19 protein-coding genes are annotated in these 22904 nt (G+C 62.0%); 13 read left to right on the top strand and 6 right to left on the bottom strand.

The annotated features are described in order from the left end of the window. Positions 1–14 precede the first annotated feature (14 nt). The 5 genes from F4Y38_13560 (at position 15) to F4Y38_13540 (ending at position 5110) form a co-directional block, all read left to right on the top strand. Positions 15–740, top strand: a complete 726-nt coding sequence (locus F4Y38_13560; protein MXY50310.1) for a hypothetical protein — start codon at positions 15–17, stop codon at positions 738–740. A 65-nt stretch (positions 741–805) separates the two neighbouring features. Further along, on the top strand, positions 806–2212 hold the full coding sequence (gene miaB / locus F4Y38_13555; protein MXY50309.1) for a tRNA (N6-isopentenyl adenosine(37)-C2)-methylthiotransferase MiaB: 1407 nt from the start codon (positions 806–808) through the stop codon (positions 2210–2212). A 320-nt stretch (positions 2213–2532) separates the two neighbouring features. Beyond that, positions 2533–3141 (top strand): superoxide dismutase, encoded by a 609-nt coding sequence (locus F4Y38_13550; protein MXY50308.1) that lies wholly within the window; start codon positions 2533–2535, stop codon positions 3139–3141. A 59-nt stretch (positions 3142–3200) separates the two neighbouring features. Further along, on the top strand, positions 3201–4328 hold the full coding sequence (locus F4Y38_13545) for an alcohol dehydrogenase catalytic domain-containing protein (protein MXY50307.1): 1128 nt from the start codon (positions 3201–3203) through the stop codon (positions 4326–4328). After that, positions 4325–5110 (top strand): sugar phosphate isomerase/epimerase, encoded by a 786-nt coding sequence (locus F4Y38_13540; protein MXY50306.1) that lies wholly within the window; start codon positions 4325–4327, stop codon positions 5108–5110. The genes F4Y38_13545 and F4Y38_13540 overlap by 4 nt, the downstream gene beginning before the upstream one ends. A gap of 35 nt (positions 5111–5145) precedes the next feature. On the opposite strand, the gene thiD is transcribed toward F4Y38_13540, so the two are convergent. From thiD to F4Y38_13510, 6 genes are all read right to left on the bottom strand, one after another. Continuing rightward, entirely contained in the window at positions 5146–6492 is a 1347-nt protein-coding gene (gene thiD, locus F4Y38_13535) for a bifunctional hydroxymethylpyrimidine kinase/phosphomethylpyrimidine kinase (protein ID MXY50305.1), read from the bottom strand. Between the two features lie 25 nt (positions 6493–6517). Beyond that, entirely contained in the window at positions 6518–8029 is a 1512-nt protein-coding gene (locus tag F4Y38_13530; protein ID MXY50304.1) for an AAA domain-containing protein, read from the bottom strand. Between the two features lie 240 nt (positions 8030–8269). Then, positions 8270–10270: a hypothetical protein gene (locus F4Y38_13525; GenBank protein ID MXY50303.1), complete on the bottom strand. Its 2001-nt coding sequence runs from the start codon at positions 10268–10270 to the stop codon at positions 8270–8272. Positions 10271–10354: 84 nt separating this feature from the next. Further along, a complete protein-coding gene (locus F4Y38_13520) occupies positions 10355–11284 on the bottom strand; it encodes a sugar phosphate isomerase/epimerase (protein MXY50302.1) in 930 nt (309 codons plus the stop codon). A gap of 2 nt (positions 11285–11286) precedes the next feature. Further along, the gene (locus tag F4Y38_13515) at positions 11287–11613 is read right to left on the bottom strand and encodes a hypothetical protein (GenBank protein MXY50301.1); all 327 of its coding nucleotides are present in this window, start codon (positions 11611–11613) and stop codon (positions 11287–11289) included. A 109-nt stretch (positions 11614–11722) separates the two neighbouring features. Beyond that, positions 11723–12079 (bottom strand): cupin domain-containing protein, encoded by a 357-nt coding sequence (locus F4Y38_13510; protein MXY50300.1) that lies wholly within the window; start codon positions 12077–12079, stop codon positions 11723–11725. Between the two features lie 470 nt (positions 12080–12549). On the opposite strand from F4Y38_13510, the gene F4Y38_13505 reads away from it, so the two are divergent. The 8 genes from F4Y38_13505 to F4Y38_13470 form a co-directional block, all read left to right on the top strand. Next, positions 12550–15027, top strand: coding sequence for a hypothetical protein (locus tag F4Y38_13505; GenBank protein ID MXY50299.1), 2478 nt, complete (start codon positions 12550–12552; stop codon positions 15025–15027). A 67-nt stretch (positions 15028–15094) separates the two neighbouring features. Then, positions 15095–15958, top strand: a complete 864-nt coding sequence (locus tag F4Y38_13500; GenBank protein ID MXY50298.1) for a carbon-nitrogen hydrolase family protein — start codon at positions 15095–15097, stop codon at positions 15956–15958. Positions 15959–16062: 104 nt separating this feature from the next. Next, positions 16063–16560 carry a histidine phosphatase family protein gene (locus F4Y38_13495; GenBank protein ID MXY50297.1) on the top strand — a complete coding sequence of 166 codons (498 nt, stop codon included), beginning with the start codon at positions 16063–16065 and terminating at the stop codon, positions 16558–16560. A 114-nt stretch (positions 16561–16674) separates the two neighbouring features. Beyond that, positions 16675–17376 (top strand): alpha/beta hydrolase, encoded by a 702-nt coding sequence (locus tag F4Y38_13490; GenBank protein MXY50296.1) that lies wholly within the window; start codon positions 16675–16677, stop codon positions 17374–17376. Between the two features lie 64 nt (positions 17377–17440). Next, positions 17441–18868, top strand: coding sequence for a DNA recombination protein RmuC (gene rmuC, locus F4Y38_13485; protein MXY50295.1), 1428 nt, complete (start codon positions 17441–17443; stop codon positions 18866–18868). Positions 18869–19126: 258 nt separating this feature from the next. Further along, entirely contained in the window at positions 19127–20380 is a 1254-nt protein-coding gene (locus F4Y38_13480; GenBank protein MXY50294.1) for an ATP-binding protein, read from the top strand. Between the two features lie 308 nt (positions 20381–20688). Continuing rightward, entirely contained in the window at positions 20689–22254 is a 1566-nt protein-coding gene (locus F4Y38_13475; GenBank protein ID MXY50293.1) for a type I restriction-modification system subunit M, read from the top strand. Then, positions 22251–22904, top strand: a 654-nt coding sequence (locus F4Y38_13470; protein ID MXY50292.1) for a restriction endonuclease subunit S, incomplete at its 3' end; no start/stop codon positions are given. The genes F4Y38_13475 and F4Y38_13470, both read left to right, overlap by 4 nt.

The raw sequence follows: 22904 nt of genomic DNA, 5'->3' as shown, positions 1-22904 counted from the left end.
TGAGGATCCGTTCGATGTTCAGACAGGATTACATCATGAGGACGATCCGCGTTTTCATCGATGCGCTGATCCTGTTGATCCGGGCACGCCGCGACCAGGACTACCACCGCGCCCGTTCGATCATCGCCCAGACCTGGGAGGACATCTTCGGCCTGTCGACGGCATCCGTCATGGCGCTGTCGGAACGCACCCTGCTCTCCATGCTTATGAAACGGAGCGGAGGGGCCGTGGACACCGCGCTCATGGCCGCCCGCCTGTTCAAGGAGGACGGAACGCTGGCCGTGGCGGACGGGCAGGAGGAGGACGGCCGCCGCCTGTACCTGAAAGCCCTCAACTGCTATCTGGAAATCGCCGTGGAACCGTCCATCGGAACGGAGGACTTTCGCTGGATCAGCGAAGATATCAGCACCACCGGTCTCGTTACGGATCCCCACGAAGCGATCGGCGAATTACTCGGCCTTCTCGAGAACGTTGAACTGCCCGTGTCGACTTCGATGCTGCTGTTCACCTACTACGAACGGTACGGCCGGTACGCCAGCGCCGAGGACATCCTGTTTCACGCCATGGACGATCACCCGGCCGAGCCCGAATTTGCCCGGCTCGGGATGGCGTTCTACGAACGGCTCGAATCCGCGGGGGACGACCGCCTGGAACGGGGTGGACTGCCCCGCGACGAAGTCCGCGAAGGACGGGAACAACTGAGGCTCCGGATGCGCCGCGCAGGGCATGTTTTTGATTGACGGTACCTGGCCGGACTTTTAGATTAGCGGAATCAAAAAAAAAACTCGAAATCTCACGGAGATGCATGGTGGCAGTCAGCCTGGTCAGCCTGGACAGCATGGAAAGCACGGACAGCACGGTTCTCGATCCGCCTGCGGCATCTGTCACGGTACAGGTACGGTCCCTGTACGTGGAGACCTACGGCTGCCAGATGAACAAGGCGGATTCCGAGTTGATCGTGGGGCTGCTCGCCCGCGAGGGCTACCGGGTCACCGACCGGGTCGACCGGGCCGATGTGATCCTGGTGAATACCTGCGCCATCCGCGAGAACGCGGAGCAACGGGTACTCGGGCGCATGTCCGAACTGAACCGGTTCAAAACGGCCAACCCCGACCTGATCCTGGGGCTGTGCGGGTGCATGTCCCAGCACCTCGGCGACCGGATCATCGAGCGCGCGCCCTACATCGACCTGGTCGCGGGTCCCGACAGCTACCGGCGACTGCCGGCCATGCTCCGCGCGCTGGACGCGGAAAGCGAACCGGCGCTGAGCCTGACCTGGGACCGTGCGGAACACTATCTCGACATCGACCCCGTCAGGGAAGCCGGCGTTAACGGCTGGGTCACGATCATGCGCGGCTGCGACAAGATGTGCTCATTCTGTATCGTGCCCTTCGTGCGCGGCCGGGAGCGCAGCACGCCCCACGGCGAGGTGATCCGCCAGGTCGAGCGCCTTGCGGCGGAAGGCTACCGGGAAGTGACCCTGCTCGGGCAGACGGTGAACAAGTACCGGGACGGCGAGGTCGATTTCGCGGGCCTGCTTTCCAGGACGTCGGAAGTCGACGGCATCGAGCGCATCCGTTTCACTTCGCCCCATCCGGCGCATTTCCCGGACCGGCTGATCGAGGTCATGGCGGCTTCCCCGAAGATCTGTCCCCACACGCACCTTCCGCTGCAGTCCGGCGCGCCTGCGACCCTTTCCCGCATGCGCAGGGACTATACTCCGGAGGTGTTTCTCGACGTCGTCCGGCGGCTCCGGGAACGCATTCCCCGGATCGCTTTGACGACGGATATCATCGTGGGCTTCTGCGGAGAGACTGAATCGGAATTCGAGGCGACCTGCGAGATGATGCGGACCGTGCGGTTCGACAGCGCCTTCATGTTCAAGTATTCCCCCAGGCCCGGGACCGCTTCCCACAAACGGCTGGCCGACGACGTGCCGGAAGAAGTGAAGGGCCGGCGCCTGACCGCCGTCATCGAGATGCAGAAGTCGATCTCCGAAACCCGGAACCGCGCGTACCGGGGAGAGACCGTGAACGTGCTCGTCGAGGGCCGCTCCAGGCGGGACGCCGACAAGCTCTTCGGAAAGACGGACGCCTTCAAGACCGTCGTGTTTCCGGAGCGGGAGGACATCGAGTCCAACACGATCGTGCCCGTGCGCGTGAGCGGTTCAACGCCCTTCACGCTGTTCGGAGACGTCGTGGCACCGGTGTAGCAATGCCAAGTGCCGGAGTTCAGGTCGATGCGCGCGTACACCAGACCGGGATCGAACCACCGGCGCAGCAACATACAAGCACAGAGAAAGGCTCAATTATGAAACCAACCAGCCCGGAAGCGCATTCGTTCCCCGAAGCGGATATGAACGCCGAAGCGCATTCGTTCCCCGAAGCGGATACGAACGCCGAAGCGGAAAGCGCCGGCTCCGGCCTTTCCCGTCGTGGTTTTATCGGTAAAATAGCAGGCGGCGCCCTGGCCGGACTGGCCGGCACCGCGATTCTCAACAGTTGTGCGGAACCATCCCCAAAGGAGAGTGCCATGTCATTCACGCTGCCCGATCTGCCCTATGCCCATGATGCGCTCGAACCCCACATCGACGCGCGCACCATGGAAATCCATCACGGCAAGCACCACAACACCTACATCACCAACCTGAACAACGCCCTGGCGGACCACGGCGACCTGGCCGACAAGAGCCTGGACGAACTGCTGGCGGACAACTGCGCCATCGTGCCGGACGCCATCAAGACCGCCGTGCGCAACAACGGCGGCGGCCACGCCAACCACACGCAGTTCTGGACGATCATGAGCGGCAGCGGCGGCGGAAACCCCTCGGGCAACCTGGCTGCGGCGATCGACAGTACCTTCGGCGGTCTCGACGCGATGAAGGAGCAGTTCGCTGCCGCGGGCGCGACGCGCTTCGGATCCGGCTGGGCCTGGCTCGCGAAGGACGGGGCGGGCAATCTCGAGGTCTATTCCACGGCCAACCAGGACAGCCCGATCATGGAAGGCAAGACGGCCATCCTGGGACTGGACGTATGGGAGCACGCCTACTACCTGAATTACCAGAACCTGCGTCCCGCCTACATCGAGGCCTGGTGGAACGTCGTGGACTGGGCGGAAGCGGAACGACGCTTCAACGGCTAAAGGCAATCTGATCCGGCCCGGCGGTCTCGGCAGCGGCCGGCAAGCATCCTGGAGGCTGAATGGCGCGAACGGGAAGAGCGGCGATCCTGAGCGGGGAAAAGGGCACGTTCACCGTCGGCGAGGCGGTGGTCCCCGACCCCGGTCCGGGAGAGGTGCTCGTAAGACAGTCCATGTGCGGCGTCTGCGGCACGGACGTGCACGTCTATCAAGGCCACGCGCGGCGCAAGGCCTTCCCGTTGGTGCTCGGCCATGAGATCGTGGGCGTCATCGAGAAGCTGGGATCGGGCGTCGATTCGGACGCCATGGACAAGCCGGTCAGGGAGGGCGATCTCATCGCCATCATCCCGGGGCAGCAGTGCGGGACCTGCTACTTCTGCGCGGTGGTGCGGGAGCCCGGGCTCTGTCCCAACGTGCTGGCCTACGGATTCCGGCCCTATGCCGACATCAAGCCCCACTTCCAGGGTGGGTACGCGGAATACGTCCTGCTGAACATACCCCGCAGCAAGTTTCTCAAGGTTCAGAGTTCCCCCGAAGTCGCCGTGCTGCTCGAACCCTTCACCGTCGGCCTGCACTTCGCCGAAAAGGCCCAGATGAAACTCGGGTCCACCGCGGTCATCCAGGGCGCCGGCGCAATCGGACTGTTCAGCCTGGCCGCGGCCATCGAGGCCGGCGCGCACCGCACCATCGTGGTCGGAGCGCCCGCATCGCGCCTGGAACTGGCGAAGGCCTTCGGCGCCGACGTGACCATCAACATCGAGGAAGTGCCGGACGCGCAGGAACGCATCGAAGCGGTCAAGGCGGAGACGCCGGGCGGTTACGGCGCCGACGTGGTCTTCGAATGCACGGGCGTGCCGCCGGCCATTCCGGAGGGCGTGGAGATGCTGCGGCGGGGCGGGACCTACGTTGAAGGCGGTCATTTCACCGACGCGGGCGACGTTTCCATGAACCCCTTCAACCACTTCGTGTTCCGCCACATCACCCTCGTCGGGGTCTGGGCCAGCACCATCACGCATTTCGTGCGTGGCCTGCCCATCCTCGAATCGGGCCGCTACCCCTTCGAGGAAATGGTCTCCCACACCCTGCCGCTGAGCCGGGTCGGCGAGGCCATCGACGCGCTGTCGACCAACTACCGGCTCGACGGCGAAGAGGTCCGCAAGATCGCCATATCGGGTGAAGTGGCCGGATAAAGGCGCAGCGAAAAGGAGCCGCTTTGAAATTCAAACTGGGATTCAGCGGACTGCGGTGGCAGACCCCGGACCTGGACGAGATCCTCGGGCAGCTTAAGGAAACCGGCTGGGACGGCTGGGAGATCCGGCAGTCGCTGGACTGGCTGGGTTCGGCCAGTCGGGTGAGGGCCATTTCGGACCGCGCGGGCGTGCAGGTCGCCGTGGTTACCGGCGGCGGCATCTCCCTCGACGGGGACCACGAGATGAAGGAACGGAACAAGCGCCGCATCGATTTCGCCGCCGACGTGGAGGCGGACACCTTCATGTTCATGGGCGCCGGCCGTCCCTACGGACGCTCCTCGACGCCGGACGACATCCGGGCCCTGGCGGACCTGTCCGACGAATTCGCCGACTACGCATCCCAGTACGACCTGGACGTGTGCTACCACATCCATACGAGCACCACGGTCGATTCCCGGGAGGAATGGGAACTGCTCATGCGCCTGATGAAGCGGGCGCAACTATGCATCGACGTCTCCCATTCGGCTTTCTGGCACTACGATCCCGCCCAGTCCATCCGGGACTTCAGGGACCGGCTGGTGTACGTGCACCTGCAGGATTACAAGGATTACCGCTTCGTCGAGCTCGGTGACGGTGGATTGCTCGATTTCGGCGCCGCCATGAAGGCGCTGGAGGAGATCGGTTACGACCGGTGGGTGACCGTGTGCCCCAGCCAGTCGGACCTGCCCGATCTGGAGAAGATGAAGCGGGAACGCGCCTACATGCACAAACTGGGGTATTGACCGGGTTGGCGGGCGGCAGGCTGTGCGCGGCCGATCTACTTCCCTCTGGACTTTTCCAGCACGGCCAGTGCGATATCCACGACCCGCTTCGGGGTCTCGGCGATGACCCGGATCATGGGTTCCTTCCCCTCGTCCCCCAGGTCATAGACGATATCCGGCACGAACCCCTGCTCCTCGATGACCCGGGCCGTTCCCCACTCTAACGTCGAACCTTCCCGCCTTTTGGATTCGAGCGGCTCCTCGTGCCGGTCGAAGGAGGCGATCGAGAGTCCCAGTCCCCGGCAGGCGCCGAGGATCGATTCATCGTACCGGATGTTCATCACGGACCTTTTGGCCGGGTCCTTCCGCATGGCGGTAAGGATGATCCGGGCCACGTGGGAGGACGCGCCGAACTCGGGGGGCGCCACGGAGCGGATATCGCGGCGCACGCGGATGAGCCGTCCTGGGAAGGCGGCCACGTCGTCCGCCGACTGGGCGCCGGCCAGTCCCATGCCCAGGTTGCACTGTACTTCCGGGACGAGATCCCCCGCGTGGGCGCTTTCAAGACGGTGCGCCGCGGCCGACAACTGGTCCAGGACCGAGAGGCGCTCGGTGTCGCGGTAGAGTTCGTGGAAATGATGGACCGGACCGTGCCCCCCGCCCAGGGGTTCGGCGTGGCGCAGGGCACCGGTGAGGTAGGCCTTCGCGGACTCCACGGCTTCGGCCACCCCGGCCCCTTTGGCCAGTCCGGCGGCAATGGCGGACGCGAAGGTGCATCCCGTCCCGTGGGTGCTCCGGGTGTCGATACGTTCGGCCTCAAAGGTCCGGAATTCCGCGCCGTCGAACATCACGTCGACGGCCGGTCCCTCGAGGTGGCCGCCTTTGACGACCACGTGGCGCGGCCCCATCTCGTGGAGCTTCCGGGCGATAGTCTTCATCCCGTCCACGTCCGACGCCTCGATGCCCGTCAGCGCCTTCGCCTCGTCCAGGTTCGGCGTGACGACGGCGGCGAGAGGGACGAGCCGCTTGATCAGCGTGGAGACCGCCTCCGGTTCCAGCAGCGCGTCGCCGCTTTTGGCGAGCATCACCGGATCCACCACCAGGGGGACATCGCCATACGCCCGCAGCGCGTCCGCCACGGCGGCGATGATCTCCGCGTTGGCCAGCATGCCCGTCTTGATGGCCCGGGCGCCGATGTCTGAAAGGACGGATTCGATCTGTGCCGCCACCGCCTCGGGCGGCAGGTTGTGGACGGCCTGCACGCCGAGGGTGTTCTGGGCGGTCACGGACGTTACGGCCGACATGCCGTACACGCCGTGGGCCGAGAATGTCTTGAGGTCGGCCTGGATGCCGGCGCCGCCTCCGGAGTCGGAACCCGCGATGGTGAGGGCTACCGGGATCATGAAAGGGGATTCGGGTGGATGATCGTCAGGTCGTCTTGGGTTGGTTTTCGTAGAACTTCTTGATCAGGCGGTCCAGGTACGCTCCGGGGTTCTCGATCGCTGCCTTGGTGATCTTCAGTTCCCTGGCCTGGATCAGCTTCAGCCCGTGGACGTAGTCCTTGAACAGTTCCAGCCCCATTTCCTCGGTGGTCCGCCCCTGTTGCGCCGCCAGGTCTTCCAGCGCGGCGGCCGCGGCTGCGTCCAGCGTGAGCGTGATGTCGTGTTCCGCGTAGTACACCTGCACCAGTTCGGCCGGTTCGGGCGGCGCTTCCGCGAGGATCCGTTCGAGTTCGCTTTCCGGGTTTTCCACCACCGTGGCCGTCACGCTGAACTGCTTCACCGTGCTGGACGGCAGTTTCTTCTCGAACCGGATCAGGATCCGCTCCATCGCGCCGATGAGACCGCGGGCGCCCGTACCCGACCGGTGGGCCTGTTCGGCGATCAGGCGCAGCGACTTCTCGTCGAAGTCCACGTCGATGCCGTAGGCCTTGAAGTCCAGTTTCTTGGCGATGATGACCGGGCTGTTCGGGTTCCGGAGGATCTGGAACAGGTCGTCGACGCTGAGCTTGTGGAGCACGGCGGTTACCGGCAGGCGTCCGATGAATTCCGACTCGAAGCCGTACTTGATCAGGTCCTCCGCGGTCACGTGCGGGAACCATTCGCCGTCGTCGGGCTTTTCCGCGCCTTCGCCCTGCTCGAAGCCCATCGTCTGCACGCTCATGCGCTTCTTGATGATCTCTTCCAGGTTGGCGAAGGCCCCGCTGACGATGAACAGGATGTTCCGCGTGTTGATGCGTTTTCTTTCCACCTTGCCAGTCTTCTGGAACTGGAGGGCGTTCTCCATCTGGGACGTCAGGTCGTGGGGCGCCTGCAGGTCCACGTCCGTCTCCTCCATCAGCTTGAGGAGCGTGCGCTGCACCCCGGTCCGCGACACGTCGGGCCCCACGATGTTGCCGGACGAGGCGATCTTGTCGATCTCGTCGATGTAGATGATGCCGTATTCCGCCAGCTTGATGTTGCCGTCGGCCTCGTGGACCAGCGAGCGGACCAGCTCGTCCACGTCCCCGCCCACGTAGCCCGTCTCGCTGAACCGCGTGGCGTCGCCCTTGACGAAGGGCACGCCGATCCTGCTGGCGATGAGCTTGATGAGGTAGGTCTTCCCCACCCCGGTCGGGCCGATCAGGATGATGTTGTTCTTGATGTTGCCTACCGGTTCCTGCTCTTCCTGGAGCCGGATGCGGTTGAAGTGGGTGCAGATCTTGGTGGCCAGGATCTCCTTGGCCTCGTCCTGGCGGATGACGTACTCGTTCAGGTAGGCTTCCAGCTCCTCCGGCTTCATGTCGAACCGGATTTCCGGCAGCGGGGCTTCTTCCGCGGGCGGATCCGCCGGGACGCCTTCCTTCTCCGGCTGGGCGAACTGGACCTGCGCGCCGTACTTGGTCGAGAAGAACTCCTTGAGGTCCTTCTGTATGTCACCCATGTCGGGGGTCTTGGCCATAGGGGATCGGTCCTTGTCGCTTGGTGTAGTATAGCCCTTTTACAAAATAGTCCGTAGCGAAAGGTCCTGCGGTGCGTAACCGTCCGCTTGGTACGGTGTTACAGCCAGTTAATATACGAAATACCAGTCTGTCGGGCAATCGTAATTGTCTTAGACCACGGTTATGAACAGGTACCCACTCCTAACCATTCTCGCTCTTGACCACTTCCTGCGCATGCGTTGCCTCAACGAGCAATTCGACTACGGACCTTCGTCGATCCACGCGACGACCTGGGGCATATCCGCGGGAGTACGCTGGGTTCTGAGGCGGTCCAGCGCGTCCGCGGCGCGGTAGGCGGCTTCTATTTCATCGGTTTCGAACGAATGGCCAGTATGGTGCAGATACAACTCGGCCGGGGTCGCGAGGGCCGCGGCCGCGGACAGCCCGCCCAGGCGCCGCAACACCGGAATAAACAGCCTGTTTTCGTACGCCTCATCGCTGTCCGTCTCGAATCGGTCGGCGTCGATCACGGCGCGGTCGATGTGGGGCGAAAGACCGCAGGCCAGCAGGCACCACGGACCGGCCGCGCCGATGCCGACCAGGGACACCGAGGCAACGCCACCGGTTCGCCGGAGCCAGGCGACGGCCGTAAGGATGTCCTGCACGCGGTTCGCAGTCGCGGTCCGGTTGTAGGTCGAGAAGTAGGCGTGTTCCCCGGAGGCCGGCTCACGGTCCGCCGGCTCACCGTCTGCCAGGCCCGTGATAAAGACGTCCGCCGACAGGACGAGCAGGCCCTTGCCCAGCAGTTGCTGAACAAACGGACCGGGATCCCGCCCGTTATCCTGCGCCAGTGCCGATACGCCATCGGGATGGACCACCAGGACGGCGCCACGGGGAGGGTACGGCGGGCGGAATTCGGTGAAGGGGACCCGGTCGCCGACGTTCCGCCATCCCATGAATCCCGACTGGATCGTACAGGTGTCGGACCGGTGCATGCCCAGGCGGGTCGCGACCAGGTCGCCGTCGGCCGCGCCGGGCGATCCGATGATCGATCGGAATCCGGCCGACATGACCTGCCGGAACCTGCGCAGCGACCTGGCGTCGGAGGGCTTCATCTTGTTGAGCTGCTTCCGGGCACGATCGATCCATACGTCCGTCAACCCCTCTTCGTCAACCCAGTCTTCGGGCCGGTTTTCGGCCGTAACCGCCAGCATCGATTCCGGTGATTCCGGTTCGACGGGCCGCTCTGAAAATCGATCCCCGCTTTCGCTGTTCAGCATCCACTGGCCGAACCAGGCGTATACGGCTTCTCTGCTGGCGGCATTGTAATTATGGCCCGCGTCGATCTGCACCTCCGCCAGATGATCCTCCGCGTCGTAGAGCGCGTAGACCGCCCGGATGGCCGGGTACTCCAGCTCGGGCGTATTGACCGTCCAGTCCCCCGTGGCGGACACCAGCAGCAACGGCCGCGGCGCGGCCAGGGCGGCGATTTCCATGTTGTTCGTTTCGATGCGGAGATTGGGGCCGTTCTCGCAGATGCATCCGCCCTGCATGTGCGCCGATACCATGTTCACGGGCGCGGCAACCCGAACGCGGTCGTCCACGGCGGTGAGCATGAAGGTCTGCGTGCCGCCGCCCGAGGCCCCGGTGCAGGCGATGCGGCTGTTGTCCACGTCCGGCAGCGACTGGAGGAAATCGACGGAGCGCATGCCATTCCAGACCTGCAGCCCCATGAGGCTGAGCCCCCAGAGCTGCTTCCGGTCGTCGCCGTACGTCCGGTGGTCAAGCTGTGTGCTGTCGTTGTAGCCGGCCATGGACCATGCGAAGGCCACGTAACCCTGTAGGGCGAAGTTGATGCACCGGGCGGGTATGGACCCGGCGGGCTCGTTGGCCAGCCTGCCCTCCTTCCAGTGGCCGTGGGGATTCAGGATGGCCGGGCGGAGGCCGTTGCCGCTGGAGCCTTCGTCCCCGGCGGGACGGTACAGGTTCCCGGTCACGTAGAATCCCGGCAGGCTTTGGAACCGGACGTTCTCGATGCTGTACCCCTCGCGTTCGACCCGGTGGGTGATCTCCGCGTTCAGCGGGCTGCGGGAGGGGTTCGGCCAGAGTCCCATGCTGACCAGGATATGCTCCCGAAGCGACCGCGCGCGCTTCTCCCAGGCTTCCTTCGTGGAAGGTGCGACGAACTCGCAGGGCAGGTTCAGGTGGCGTATCTCGGTCCTGCGGCGGTCGACGGGAGGCAGAGGGTCTTGGCTGTACATGGAGGGCTCCGAAGGGTGAAACCAGGCGGTGCGCCGCGAGCGTGCTGCCGCGAGTGATCTTCACGCGACGCGCGCGCGAATCGCTCAGGATACGTTCCAGGGCCCGGCCGGCCGTTGGTACTCCGCGCCGGCGGGCGGTAGGAACTGGCGAAGATGGCGTCCGCCCAGGGCGAATCCGGCCAGTCCCGGCATGCCGCGGTCCTCGTTCTCGACGCAGAGCACGTAGTCATAGCCCGACTCGACCAGGGCGCCGATGACGGTGCCCCAGTTGAGCTGTCCCCGGCCCGGCACGCGGTACTGCCACCACCAGTTGCCGATGATGCCCTGGCGGAACAGCATGGCGGGACTCACCTCGGCGTCCTTCACGTCCGCGTAGACCCATCTGCCCGCGAACATGCGGATGGCGTCCTCGGCGGGCAGGATCATCATCCACAGCCAGTGGGAGGGATCACAGGAAAGGCCCAGGTGATCGGACGGCACCGCGTCGAGCACCCGCTCCCACATCTCCGGATTGCAGGCGATGTTCCCCATGCGCACCGCGCCGTCCAGGGCGATGGTAATGCCGTGGTCTTCGGCCAGTTTCACGATGGCCGTATAACGCGCCTTAAACCGTTCCACCAGTTCCACGGACCGGTCGCCCGGATTGCCGGGGGTCGACGAGAACTGCCCGTAGAAATGCCAGCCCACGGGACTGCCCGCATGGGTGACGACCACGGGAACGCCCAGGGCCGAGGCCGCCAGGATGGCCTTTCGCAGCCGGTCTTCCGCCGCGTCCGCCTGCGCCACGTCGTCGTCCAGCAGGTTGTTGTGGGCCGACAGCGCGGCCAGGTAAATGCCGTGCGACTTCAGGGTGTCGTTGACTTCGCCGGGTCCGTCGGCGAGGATGCGGTCCGGATCGACGGCCCCGCCGGCCGAAAGCCGCACCGCGTCAAACCCGTTCTCTTTCGCCCAGCCGGCGCATTCCTCCAGGGACCAGGCGTCCCCTCCCGCGCTCGTGAAAAAACTGAGGTCCATGGTCACCCGCCCGAGCGCTGCGCGTTCACCGCCAGTCTGTTCAGCCGGACGTACCAGGCGCCCGATTCAGGCTTGCGATACTTGTCGCCGATTTCGTCGAGGGCCACTTCGTCCGATTCCAGGACCGCGTTCAGCGCCGCCCTCCAGTCCACGGCGCCCCGGTTCTTCCGGTAGCGGACGCTGAGCAACCTGCCGCTGCGTCCTTCTTCCGGCGTGAGGTCCAGCAGCGCTTTGCGCGCCGCGTCGAGATCGGCCCTGGCGGCCTCGAGCCGGTTCAGGCATTGCACGTAGTCGTGTTCGGCGCGCTCCCACTCGTCCCTGAAATCCATGTAGATGTTCCTTGTCGATGTTTCCTGAATACGGGTGCTGAAGTAGATAGATTGTTCATCGGCGCCGGTCCAGGCCGGTCCAGGCCAGTCCAGGCATGGCCATACCCACCTAAACCGATCCGTACCGGTCCGTCGGTGTCTTGATCAGTTTAAACGAGGGGATGTAGCCTTCTTTTTCGATGTAGTAATGAGCGTGATCATGGCACCCGGGCGGCTTCGTCCCGTCGAAGACGCTGATCGTGAAGTCTTCGCTGTTCGTCCCGGCGCAACCGTGTTCGAAACCCGCGGGGATCATCCAGACGTCGCCCGCTTCCAGGACGAAATCCTCCCGGTTGCCGTCGTGATCGATCCAGAATCCAGTCCCGCTTCCTTTCAGGATCAGCCAGGTCTCGTCATGGTCGTGGAAGTGCTTCTCGCACATGGGCAGGAGGAAGCCGCCCTTCATCAGGGCCTTGTGGTGGGCCATCGGAGGTTCCTTTCGGATTTGCGTGGCGTTGCGTCAAGTGAACGGATCATCGAAAGTCGCAGTTGTTCGTACAACGAAAGCGGCGGTAAACAGACTATAAAAAGTCGTGGGAATCCGACCGTCTGTAATCGCGGCCATTATTCGAATGACTTTACAGAAGTGTATTATAAGACCCCCTTAACGATACATCAAGGATCAATGGGAGGGGGTGTGTGATCCCATTCCGTGCAATGGGCGGGACTTACCGTCGCATTAAATATCCGAAATCCGTCAACCTCCCGAGGTTAATCATTTGCCTGAAGTCGTGCTTGTTGTAAGTTTGACAGTAACTGCGGTAAAGTCGAGTCAGATTTGCGTTTCCGTTCTGTAATTCTGTACAATTTTCAAGTTCAATTTGAAATTTGTACAAAAACACGCTTCAAAATACCACGAGCGTCACCTTAAGTCACATTCGAAAAAGAGGCGCCCACATGCCAGACTACCAGCCCCTCGACCTGTCCGCCCTGTGTAACGCGGGACTCGACGTCCTGGATGAGAAGCCCAACACGCCCATCGGCGAACAACTGTGCCGCGGCCTGCCCTTCCGGGTAAACGACGATCCCGCGAAGTGTTTCATCGCCTTCGACAAGGCCTCCGGCAGCGTGACCATTCCGGTCAACAGCCGGGCCACGGGGCTGATCCTGGCCCATCGCCTGCTGAAGTCCGACCTGATGGAAGGCGGTCCGCTGGGGATCCCCGTGGCGGACTACGTGTTCCGCCTGGAGGGCGGCGAGGAGGTCCGCGTACCCATCCGCGAACGCTTTGAAATCGGCCATATCTCCCAGGGCGGCAAACCATTTCTCGCCCTCCCGGACCGGGGCCAGGTGAAGATGCGGCGTTACGCGGGGGACAACTGGGGCGACTCGGGCAAGCGTCAGACGGAAGTCACGGGAGACTATTCCAGGGGATACTACCTCTGGGCCTGGCGGAACCCCCATCCCGACCTCGAGATCGAATCGCTGGAGGTCATTCCGGCCGGTCCGCCATTCATCATCGCCGGACTGACGATTTCGCAGGCCAACGAGCATCCCTTCGTCCGCCAGGGCAAACGCGAGGCGCGCCTTACGCTGACCGATCCCGAGGACGCCGAAAAGCCCTTCGACCTGCGCGTGGACGTGGACCGGGGCGTCGCCTCCTACGTCCATCCCCTGCCCGAGGCCTCGGTCGATGACTTCGTCGACGACGATTTCGCCGGCTGGGGCGAGACGCAGAACCCGAAGTCGAGCCCGGCCTACGTCGAAGTGGCGGCCATACCGTCCGCGACGCTGTCGGTGAAGCGGGGCGAGGAAACCGTCGGCGAGGTCAAATGGGGCGACGTCGAGCAGAAGAAGGTGGTCGAGACGCCGCGCATGCGCGTGGAACTCCTGGACCGCGGGCGGAACTGGGTGAACGTCACCGTCCTCGATGACGACACGGGGAGGCCAGTCCCCTGCCGCGTGCATTTCCGCTCGCCCGAAGGCATCCCCTACCAGCCCTACGGCCACCACAACCAGGTCAATTCCAACCTGGACACCTGGCACATCGACATCGGCGGGGACCTCCGGTTGGGACAGATCACCTATGCGTACATCGACGGCAAGTGCCAGGGATGGCTGCCCCGCGGCGAGGTGATCGTGGACGTGGCGCGGGGGTTCGAGTACGAGCCGCTGCGGACCCGGTTGAAGATCGAACCGGGCCAGCAGGAACTGACCCTGCGGCTCAAGCGCTGGGTGAATATGAACGCGCAAGGCTGGTACAGCGGAGATTCGCACGTACACTTCCTCTCCACGCAGGGCAGCCACACCGAATCCCAGGGGGAGGACTTGAACATCGTGAACCTGCTGCCCTCGCAGTGGGGCAATCTCTTCACGAACACAGAGGATTTCACGGGCCGACCGAGCGTCTCGCAGGACGGGAACAACATCGTCTACGTGGGGCAGGAGAACAGGCAGCACTTCCTGGGCCACCTCATCCTCTGGGGCCTGAAGGAGCCGGTCATGCCCTGGTGCACGGACGGCCCGGGCGAGGCGGAACTGGGCGGCACGCTGGAGATCACGATGAGCGACTGGGCGGACCAGTGCCACGCCCAAGGCGGCTCGGTCATCATCCCCCATCTCCCCAACCCGAACGGAGAGCCCGCGGCGCTCATCGCCACGGGCCGCGTGGACGGCGTGGAAATGCTGCGCCACCAGCCGTTCAACCACATCGAGTACTACCGTTATCTCAACTGCGGATACAAGTTGCCGCTGGTGGGCGGCACGGACAAGATGAGCAGCGACGTACCCGTCGGCCTGTACCGCACCTACGCCTACATGCCCGACCAGGACTTCACCTACGACAACTGGTGCAACGCCGTCTCGCAGGGGCGTACGTTCCACAGCGGCGGCCCCATCATCCACCTGTCCGTGGACGGGCACCAGGTGGGCGACACCGTGCAGGTGTCGGGCCCCGGATCGGTGGAGGTCCAGGCCTGGTCGGAAAGCATCTTTCCGATCCACACGCTGGAAATCGTCCAGGGCGGACGCGTCGTGGCCTCCACGGAGGACCGCAACGGAACGCGCCGCCTGGAACTGAAGGCGCACGTGAAGGTGGACGGACATACGTGGCTGGCAGCCCGGTGCGCGGGGCCGGATTATAGCAGCGTGCCCCATCACGACGGCTGGGGACGGGGGATCTTCGCCCACACCTCGCCGGTCTACGTCGCCTGCGGGGGCGAGTGGTGGATGTTCGACAAGGACGCCGCCCAGTACATGCTCACCCTCATCGACGGCGACCTGCAGTACATCCGCCGCACCGCGGCGCGGCACGAACCCGGCACGGCCACGCACCATCACGGCGAGGAAGACCACCTGGCCTACCTGGAACGGCCCTTTGTCGAGGCGCGGGAGGCGATTCACCGCAGGATGCATCAGTTGGGGATACCGCATTAATGGTCTGGGTGACGCCCGGCGGTCAATCATAGTGGATGAACAGGAAGTAATCACAGGAGAGCAAGCCATGAATGCAAACAGCGAAGTACGTATCGGTTGTGTGCAGACGCCCGCCACGGCGACCTTCGAAGAGGCCATTGAAGTCGCCTGCCGCCTGGCGGGCGACGCGGTGGCGAAAGGCGCCGAGTTGGTTTGCCTGCCCGAGTTCTGCGGCGGCCTCAGAACCGACAACGACATGATCTGTCCGCCCTCGGCGCCGGAGGCGGACCATCCCGTGGTCGCGGCCCTGCGGGATTTCACGCGGAACGCCGGCGTGTGGACGCTCATCGGCTCCGTGGCGGTGGACGGGCTGGACGGCCGGCTCATCAACCGCGGTTTCCTGGTGGACGACCAGGGGGAGATCCGCGCGCGCTACGACAAGATCCACCTCTTCGACGTGGACCTCTCCCGGGACGAGCAGTACCGCGAATCGGACGTCGTATCGCCCGGCGAGACGGCCGTGGTGGCGGACACGCCCTGGGGCCGGCTCGGTATGACCACTTGTTACGACCTGCGCTTTCCCCAGCTCTACCGTACGCTGGCACAGGCCGGCGCCGAGATGCTCGCCGTGCCGGCGGCGTTCACGAAGACGACGGGACAGGCCCACTGGCACGTGCTGAACCGCGCCCGGGCCATCGAGAACGGCGCCGTAGTGGTGGCCCCCTGCGCCGCGGGTTCGATTCCGGGCGGCGGCGAAGTGTACGGCCATTCGCTCATCATTTCCCCCTGGGGCGAGGTCCTGGCCGACGGCGGCGAAGACGTGGGCGTCATCGTCGCAACGGTGGACCTGGGCAGCGTCGCCAGCGCGCGCGGCCGCGTGCCGAGTCTCCGCCACGACCGCCCGTTCAGCCTGCCCGCGAAAGCCAAAGCGGATCGGCGCTCGGTGGCGTGAGTCGTCGGTGGCGTGAGTCGTCGGTGGCGTGAGTCGTCGGTGGCGTGAGTCGTCGGTGGCATGAGTCGGCGTTCGACGGAACTCGTCCATGGGAGCGCTTCCAGGTGAAAGAACTCATTCTGGTACGGCACGCCAAGTCGAGTTGGAAAGATCCCGCCCTCCACGATCATGAGCGGCCGCTGAACAAGCGCGGGAAGCGGGACGCGCCGGTGATGGGCGAGCGGCTGTCACGGAGCGTGTGCGAACCGGATCTGATCGTCTCGAGTTCCGCGGTCCGGGCGCTGGACACGGCGCGGACCATAGCCGGGAAGCTCGGGTACCCCCGCGAGAGCATCGCGGTGGAGGAGCGCTTCTTTCACGCGGGCGTTGCCGAACTGCTCCGTGTGATCCGGGGCACGGATGATTCGGTGGATAGCCTGATGCTGTTCGGGCACAATCCCGGTTTGACGGATCTTGCGAATCACATCGGGCCGCGAGAGATCTTCAATATGCCGACCTGTGCCGTGCTGCACCTGCGGTTCCAGGCTGACACCTGGTCCACCGTGGGCGATGCGCCCGGCGACGAAGTGCGGTACGACTATCCGAAGCGCGCGGCGAAGTAGCGCGACGCATTAGCACAACGCAGGAGAAGATCATTTTGTGTGGACGGTCCGCAGGGAGATATATGAGGAATTCCGGAGCAAAATATACGCGTAATGCTGGAGGGTTGAATGCCCATTGATACGAGAGAATTGAAGTTCATCGCGACTGAAGAGAAAGGCGAGGTTTCGGCCATCCTTGCGAGGCCGGCCGGCTCATCCGTCGCAGGCGGCTCCGACGGTCCAACCGCCGCACGAGCCCTGCTCGTGCTCGGACACGGATCGGGCACGAACATGCGCCATCGGTTCATGGAGGAACTGAGCGAAGCGCTGAACGATGCGGGGGTCGCCACCTTTCGATTCAACTATCCCTATTCCGAAAAGGGCGGCGGGGGGATGGACGGCGAGAAGGTGCGCCTGGCTACGGTGTGGGCGGCCATCGAGACGGCCAAGGAAAACGCCGACGGGCTGCCGGTCTTCGCCGGCGGACATTCCATGAGCGGCCGCATGGTGTCAATGGCGTGTGCCCGGGAACCGGTCGAAGGGCTGAGGGGCATCGTGTTTTACGCCTTTCCGCTTCACGCGAGCAAGAAGAACACGGAGCGCGCCGAACACCTGAAGGCGGTCGAGGTACCCATGTTGTTCCTGTCCGGCCAGCGGGACTCGATGGCGGACCTGGATCTTCTGCAGCCGGTCGCGGACGACCTGCCAACCGCGACGCTGCACGTCGTGGATACCGCGGATCATGGATTCAAGGTACTGAAGCGTCGGAATACAGACGAACCCGTCATGGAGGAGCTGGCCAGGGTCTCGGCCGAATGGATGGCGGAACCGCGGTAGCCGGACTATGCTGACCATGCTGACCGCTTGACTACGGCACTTCCTTCATGTCTTATTATCCCACATGGACACATTGACGATCATATTGCTCATCGCGCTCCTGGCATGCCTGGCTTTGGCGGCCAGCGTGCTGGTCTGGAGCTTCAGAAACAGCAGCCGGATCAACGCGCTCAGCGGCGAGAAGGCGGCCATGGAGACCGAACTGGGCGTGGTGCGCGAGCAACTGGCCGAAGCGGGAAAGTCGCTGGAGGAAGTCCGGAAGCTGGAAGTCGAACGGGCCGGCCTGCTTCAGAAACTCTCCAACGCGGAGGAACGCCTCGGCGAACGGGACGAGGTGGAGAAGCGGTTCAAGGACACCTTCAAGGCCCTGTCGTCGGAAGTCCTTAAGTCGCAGCAGGAATCGTTCAAGGCAAACGCCGAGGAAACGCTGAAAGCGCGCCAGGAAGCCGTCGAGAAACTGGTCAAGCCCCTGTCGGAGAAAATCGAGTCGCTGGACAAGGCACGGGCCAAGAATGCGGGCGAATTTCAAACTCAGATATCGAACCTCATGCAGGCCAACAGGGAACTCGCCAGCGAGGCCCAGACGCTTTCCAACGCGTTGAAGCGGCCCGACGTGCGCGGCCGGTGGGGGGAGACCCAGCTTGAGCGGGTCCTTGAGCTTTCGGGCCTTCGGAAGGACATCGATTTCACGGTGCAGGACAGCTTCGACAGCGAAGGGGAACGGATTCGAACCGACGTGATCGTCCATCTGCCGCAGGACCGGACGGTGATTCTCGATTCCAAGGTGTCGCTGACGGCGCTCATGGAAGCCTTCGAGACGGACGATGACGAAACTCGGTCGGCCGCAATCGACCGCCATGTCAGCCAGGTGAAGAGCCACGTGGACTCCCTGGCCAAAAAGGAGTACTGGAGCGTCCTGGCCTCGACGCCGGACATGGTGGTGATGGTCCTGCCCGAGTTCGCCTTTCTCCCCGCCATCGAACGGGAACCCGGGCTGACGGAACGGGCCCTCGAGAAGAACGTGGTCATCGTCACGCCGCCCGCCCTGCTGGCGTTGCTAAAGGCCGTGGAGATGTCCTGGCAGCAGATCCGCGTCGCGGAGACTGCCCGGCAGATCAGCGACCTGGGCAAGGAGATGTACGACCGGCTGGCCGTGTTCGCGGGCCACTACGTCAACGTCGGCAATTCGCTTCGGCAGGCGATCGAACGGTACAATCGCAGCGTCGGATCATGGGATACCCGGGTTGCCACGTCCGCCCAACGTTTCACCGACTTGAACGTCCCCATTACACGGGAATTGCCGGAGGTTCCGCCGGTCGATGCCGTTCCCGGATCGATCCAGAAACTGACGGACGGCAAGCCGGAAGCCGGGAAGCTGGCGGACGGGAAGCTGGCGGACGGGAAGTCGGCGGACGGTAACCTGACGGACGGGAAGCCGGGGGAAGGCCAGGCTGAAAACGCAGACGGCCGCGTCGTTGACAATGATGAATAACTTGAATAACTGATCACCGATCACCGCCAGAAGTCGATCTCTTCGATTCCAAAAAAACGCAATTCCGTTCTCCCACGGAACACCCAGGCACGCATCCCCCGGTACCAAAATCCATTTTCCAGGCTTGAATATCCCTCCCACCGGCGGCATCCTGCTGCCACACAACTCGTTTTAACGTAAAATTATATTGCTTTATCGCAATAATGGCGTATAATTTATCATAAAGAGCATAATATTACGCCCAAATGAGGTTGTAATATGAAAAACCGGACTGTGCTGTCCTTGATGAAACAGAAGTCGGGTACCCGGCTGGGACGACTGATCGCATTGACAGGTGCCCGTCAGACCGGCAAGACCACCCTGGTGCAGGCCGGGTTTCCTGAATACGACTTCGTCTCGCTCGAAGACCCGATCGTACGCCCGGACTATACCGCGCTTTCAGCGGCACAGTGGTACCAACGTTATCCCAGGGTCATTCTGGACGAAATACAGAAGGCGCCTTCGATAGTCGAATCTGTCAAGGCGGTGTATGACCGGTATCCCGACACCCGTTCCATACTGCTTGGATCCAGCCAGATCCTGTTGATGGATCAGATCCGGGAGAGCCTGGCCGGACGCGTCACCATATTGGAACTGTATCCGCTTACGATACCGGAGATGATGACCGATTCCTGGCACGATCCGGTCGTGGAATCCCGCCTGGTCCGGTTCCTTGAATCCGGGGATCCTGATATGCTTGTATCAGGAATACCCCAACAAAGCGACAGGTACGCCAGAGCGGTTGATCACCTCGATCACTACCTGAACTTCGGGGGCATGCCGGTCGTTACCGATGTTACGCTGTCCCGGGAGGACCGGTACGGTTGGCTACAGGACTACCTGCGAACGTATCTGCAAAGAGATCTACGTGATCTGGCCAATCTTCGGGACCTGGTTCCCTATGTACGCATGTTGCGGGCATTGGGCGGCTTGGCTGGCGGTTTGCTGAATACCAGCGAACTGGCTCGTCTCGCCGGCGTGACGCACAGGACGATTAATCGTTTCGTCACTTACCTCGAAATCAGTTACCAGGTCGTTCAGTTACAACCATGGTTCAGAAATCGAAACAAACGCCTTTCCAAGGCAGCGAAAATACACTTCCTCGATCCGGGCATCCAGCGCGCGTTGCTCAACCGCAGGGGTCGGCCCTCGGGGACCGAATTCGAAGGCGCCATCGTCGCGGAGATCTTCAAACAGGCGCGGAACCTGAGGTTGCCCGTTGATTTCTATCATCTGCGAACGGTCGACGGTCGGGAAGTCGATCTGCTGATCGAGACCGAAAGTGGCTATGTGCCTGTCGAGGTTAAATACAAAGACAGGGTCTCGCACAGGGACGCGCGCCACCTGCGTCGTTTGGATGAGATCCTGGACAAACCCGTCCTGCAGGCGCTGGTGCTATCCAACGACCCACATATCCGAGACCTGGGTGACGGCGTGATGGGGATACCCGCGGGATGGGCGCTCGGTGGGTGATAGGCCACGTGAGCGATGGAAATCGATGTAATGTGAACCGAATTTTCTAACTGGTGGTGATCCGCTTCACATAAGTCCATAGGTCTTTTGATTGTCGAGAAGATTGGATACCTCTATATTGTACCCCTTGTAAAACCAGACAGAGTTGCCGGTACCTAGATCCGGTGTTTGTTCGATACGTCACAGGCACGACAGGACTACAATCGACGGTTCGTAGTCGTGAAGACCGCGTGGACAGACAATGACGGTCATAAACACCCCAATGAGATTTCACCAAAGACCAGCATCGAGATGGGATTGGAAGCTGAATGACATACGCTAATCATCAAGACAGGGAAGAACTGCACCGCACGATCTGGCAGATTGCCAACGATCTACGGGGCAGCGTGGACGGTTGGGACTTCAAGCAATACGTGCTGGGGATGTTGTTCTACCGATTCATCAGCGAGAACCTCACCGCCTATATCAACGACGACGAACGTCGAGGGGGCATCTCCGATTTCGATTATGCAGAACTGTCGGACGAAAACGCGGAGTTGGGGCGCGAAGAAACGGTAAAGGAAAAAGGTTTCTACATCCTGCCCTCCGAGTTGTTTGTCAGTGTGGCGGCCTCCGCGCGACACGATCAGGACCTGAACGAAACGCTTGCAAGGGTCTTTAGAAACATCGAGAACTCGGCAAAGGGTACAGCGAGCGAAGACGACCTGCAGGGCCTCTTCGATGACCTGGACGTAAACTCGCCGAAACTCGGAGCCACGGTGGAACAGCGGAATCGAAAGCTGGTCAGACTGCTCGACGCCATTGCCGGACTGAGTTTCCAGGATTACGCCGATTCTACCATAGACGCTTTCGGAGATGCCTACGAATTTCTGATGACGATGTATGCATCGAACGCGGGCAAGTCCGGTGGCGAGTTTTTCACCCCGCAGGAGGTTAGCGAATTGCTCGCGGAAATCTCGACCGTCGGCCGGCATGATGTGAACAAGGTATACGATCCGGCTTGTGGTTCGGGTTCGTTGCTGCTAAAGTTCTCCAAGGTGCTAGGGAAGGAGAAGGTTCGCCAGGGTTTCTTCGGGCAGGAGGTAAACCTCACGACCTATAACCTCTGCCGCATCAACATGTTTCTTCATGACATCAATTACGAGCGGTTCGATATCGCCCTCGGAGACACACTCACCGACCCGGCGCACTGGGACGATGAACCATTTGACGCCATAGTCTCCAATCCGCCCTATTCTATCAAATGGGGCGGCGACGCGAATCCGATCCTCATCAACGATCCGCGGTTTTCTCCAGCAGGCGTTTTAGCGCCAAAAAGCAAGGCCGATCTCGCTTTCGTCATGCACATGCTTTCCTGGCTTTCAACCAGCGGAACAGCTGCCATCGTCGAGTTTCCCGGAGTACTGTATCGCGGCGGAGCCGAAATGAAGATTCGCCGCTATCTCATTGAAAACAACTACATCGACACGGTGATCCAGCTACCCACCGATCTCTTCTTCGGAACCAGCATCGCCACCTGCATCATCGTGCTGAAAAAAAGCAAGGCGGACAACAAGACGCTCTTCATCGACGCATCCTCCGAATTCGTCCGTTCAGGCAACAAGAACAAGCTAGCCGATGATCACCGCGCGAAGATCCTCAAGGCGTACGCTGATCGCGACGACATCGAACACTTCGCCGCCCTGATCGACAACAAGGCTATCGCACAGAACGACTACAATATTTCGGTTGCGAGTTACGTGGAGCCAGAGGACACCCGGGAGACTATCGATATCAAGACGCTCAACGATGAGATCGACCGGATCGTTGTGCACCAGCAGGAACTCCGCGCGGCCATCGACAAAATCGTATTAGAAATAGAAGGAACGAGATGAAAACGCACGTGGGTCGTATCGAGAAACTGATATCCGAATTGTGTCCGGATGGGGTGGAGTTTCGGGCGTTGGGCAGATTGTGCGGATTCGGTAAGGTCGGTGCAGATAAAAAGACCAAGGAAGGGCAGAAACACGCTTTACTTTTGAATTACATGGATGTCGTGAGAAACCAGTTCATTTCTAAGGACATATTGAAAATGAAGGTGACTGCGACAGACGCACAATTCGAAAGCTGCGACATTAAACGCGGTGATGTATTTATTACACCAACTTCTGAAACTAAGGAAGATATAGGCATATCTGCTGTCGCTGTCGAAAACATCCACAACGCCGTGTATAGTTATCATGTAATGAGGCTTCGACCCCATAAATCCAACTATACTACTTCTTGTTACATTGCGTATTTATTTGAATCTGACGAACTACAAAAGCAAATTCAAAAAGCAGCGACGGGGATTACGCGATTTGGACTTACAAAAAGCAAGTGGTCACGTCTCGAAATCCCCATTCCCCCCTTACCAATCCAGTCGGAGATCGTTAAAACCCTGGACACTTTTAGAGAACTGGAAGCAGAACTGGAAGCAGAACTGGAAGCAGAACTGGAAGCAAGAAAAAAGCAGTATGAGTATTACAGAGATAAGTTGTTGAAT

The sequence above is a fragment of the Gemmatimonadota bacterium genome, from assembly GCA_009838645.1.
In the GTDB taxonomy this organism is placed as follows: Bacteria; JAAXHH01; JAAXHH01; order JAAXHH01; family JAAXHH01; genus JAAXHH01.
This window is presented reverse-complemented; position numbering and strand designations above follow the sequence as displayed.

Bases quoted from the DNA above. Each gene is read 5' to 3' on its own strand.
- F4Y38_13480 (MXY50294.1), top strand. From the start codon at position 19,127: ATGAAAAACCGGACTGTGCTGTCCTTGATGAAACAGAAGTCGGGTACC.
- F4Y38_13510 (MXY50300.1), bottom strand. From the start codon at position 12,079: ATGGCCCACCACAAGGCCCTGATGAAGGGCGGCTTCCTCCTGCCCATG.
- F4Y38_13500 (MXY50298.1), top strand. From the start codon at position 15,095: ATGAATGCAAACAGCGAAGTACGTATCGGTTGTGTGCAGACGCCCGCC.
- thiD (MXY50305.1), bottom strand. From the start codon at position 6,492: ATGATCCCGGTAGCCCTCACCATCGCGGGTTCCGACTCCGGAGGCGGC.
- F4Y38_13560 (MXY50310.1), top strand. From the start codon at position 15: ATGTTCAGACAGGATTACATCATGAGGACGATCCGCGTTTTCATCGAT.
- miaB (MXY50309.1), top strand. From the start codon at position 806: ATGGTGGCAGTCAGCCTGGTCAGCCTGGACAGCATGGAAAGCACGGAC.
- F4Y38_13525 (MXY50303.1), bottom strand. From the start codon at position 10,270: ATGTACAGCCAAGACCCTCTGCCTCCCGTCGACCGCCGCAGGACCGAG.
- F4Y38_13505 (MXY50299.1), top strand. From the start codon at position 12,550: ATGCCAGACTACCAGCCCCTCGACCTGTCCGCCCTGTGTAACGCGGGA.
- F4Y38_13550 (MXY50308.1), top strand. From the start codon at position 2,533: ATGTCATTCACGCTGCCCGATCTGCCCTATGCCCATGATGCGCTCGAA.
- F4Y38_13545 (MXY50307.1), top strand. From the start codon at position 3,201: ATGGCGCGAACGGGAAGAGCGGCGATCCTGAGCGGGGAAAAGGGCACG.
- F4Y38_13515 (MXY50301.1), bottom strand. From the start codon at position 11,613: ATGGATTTCAGGGACGAGTGGGAGCGCGCCGAACACGACTACGTGCAA.
- F4Y38_13475 (MXY50293.1), top strand. From the start codon at position 20,689: ATGACATACGCTAATCATCAAGACAGGGAAGAACTGCACCGCACGATC.
- rmuC (MXY50295.1), top strand. From the start codon at position 17,441: ATGGACACATTGACGATCATATTGCTCATCGCGCTCCTGGCATGCCTG.
- F4Y38_13530 (MXY50304.1), bottom strand. From the start codon at position 8,029: ATGGCCAAGACCCCCGACATGGGTGACATACAGAAGGACCTCAAGGAG.
- F4Y38_13520 (MXY50302.1), bottom strand. From the start codon at position 11,284: ATGGACCTCAGTTTTTTCACGAGCGCGGGAGGGGACGCCTGGTCCCTG.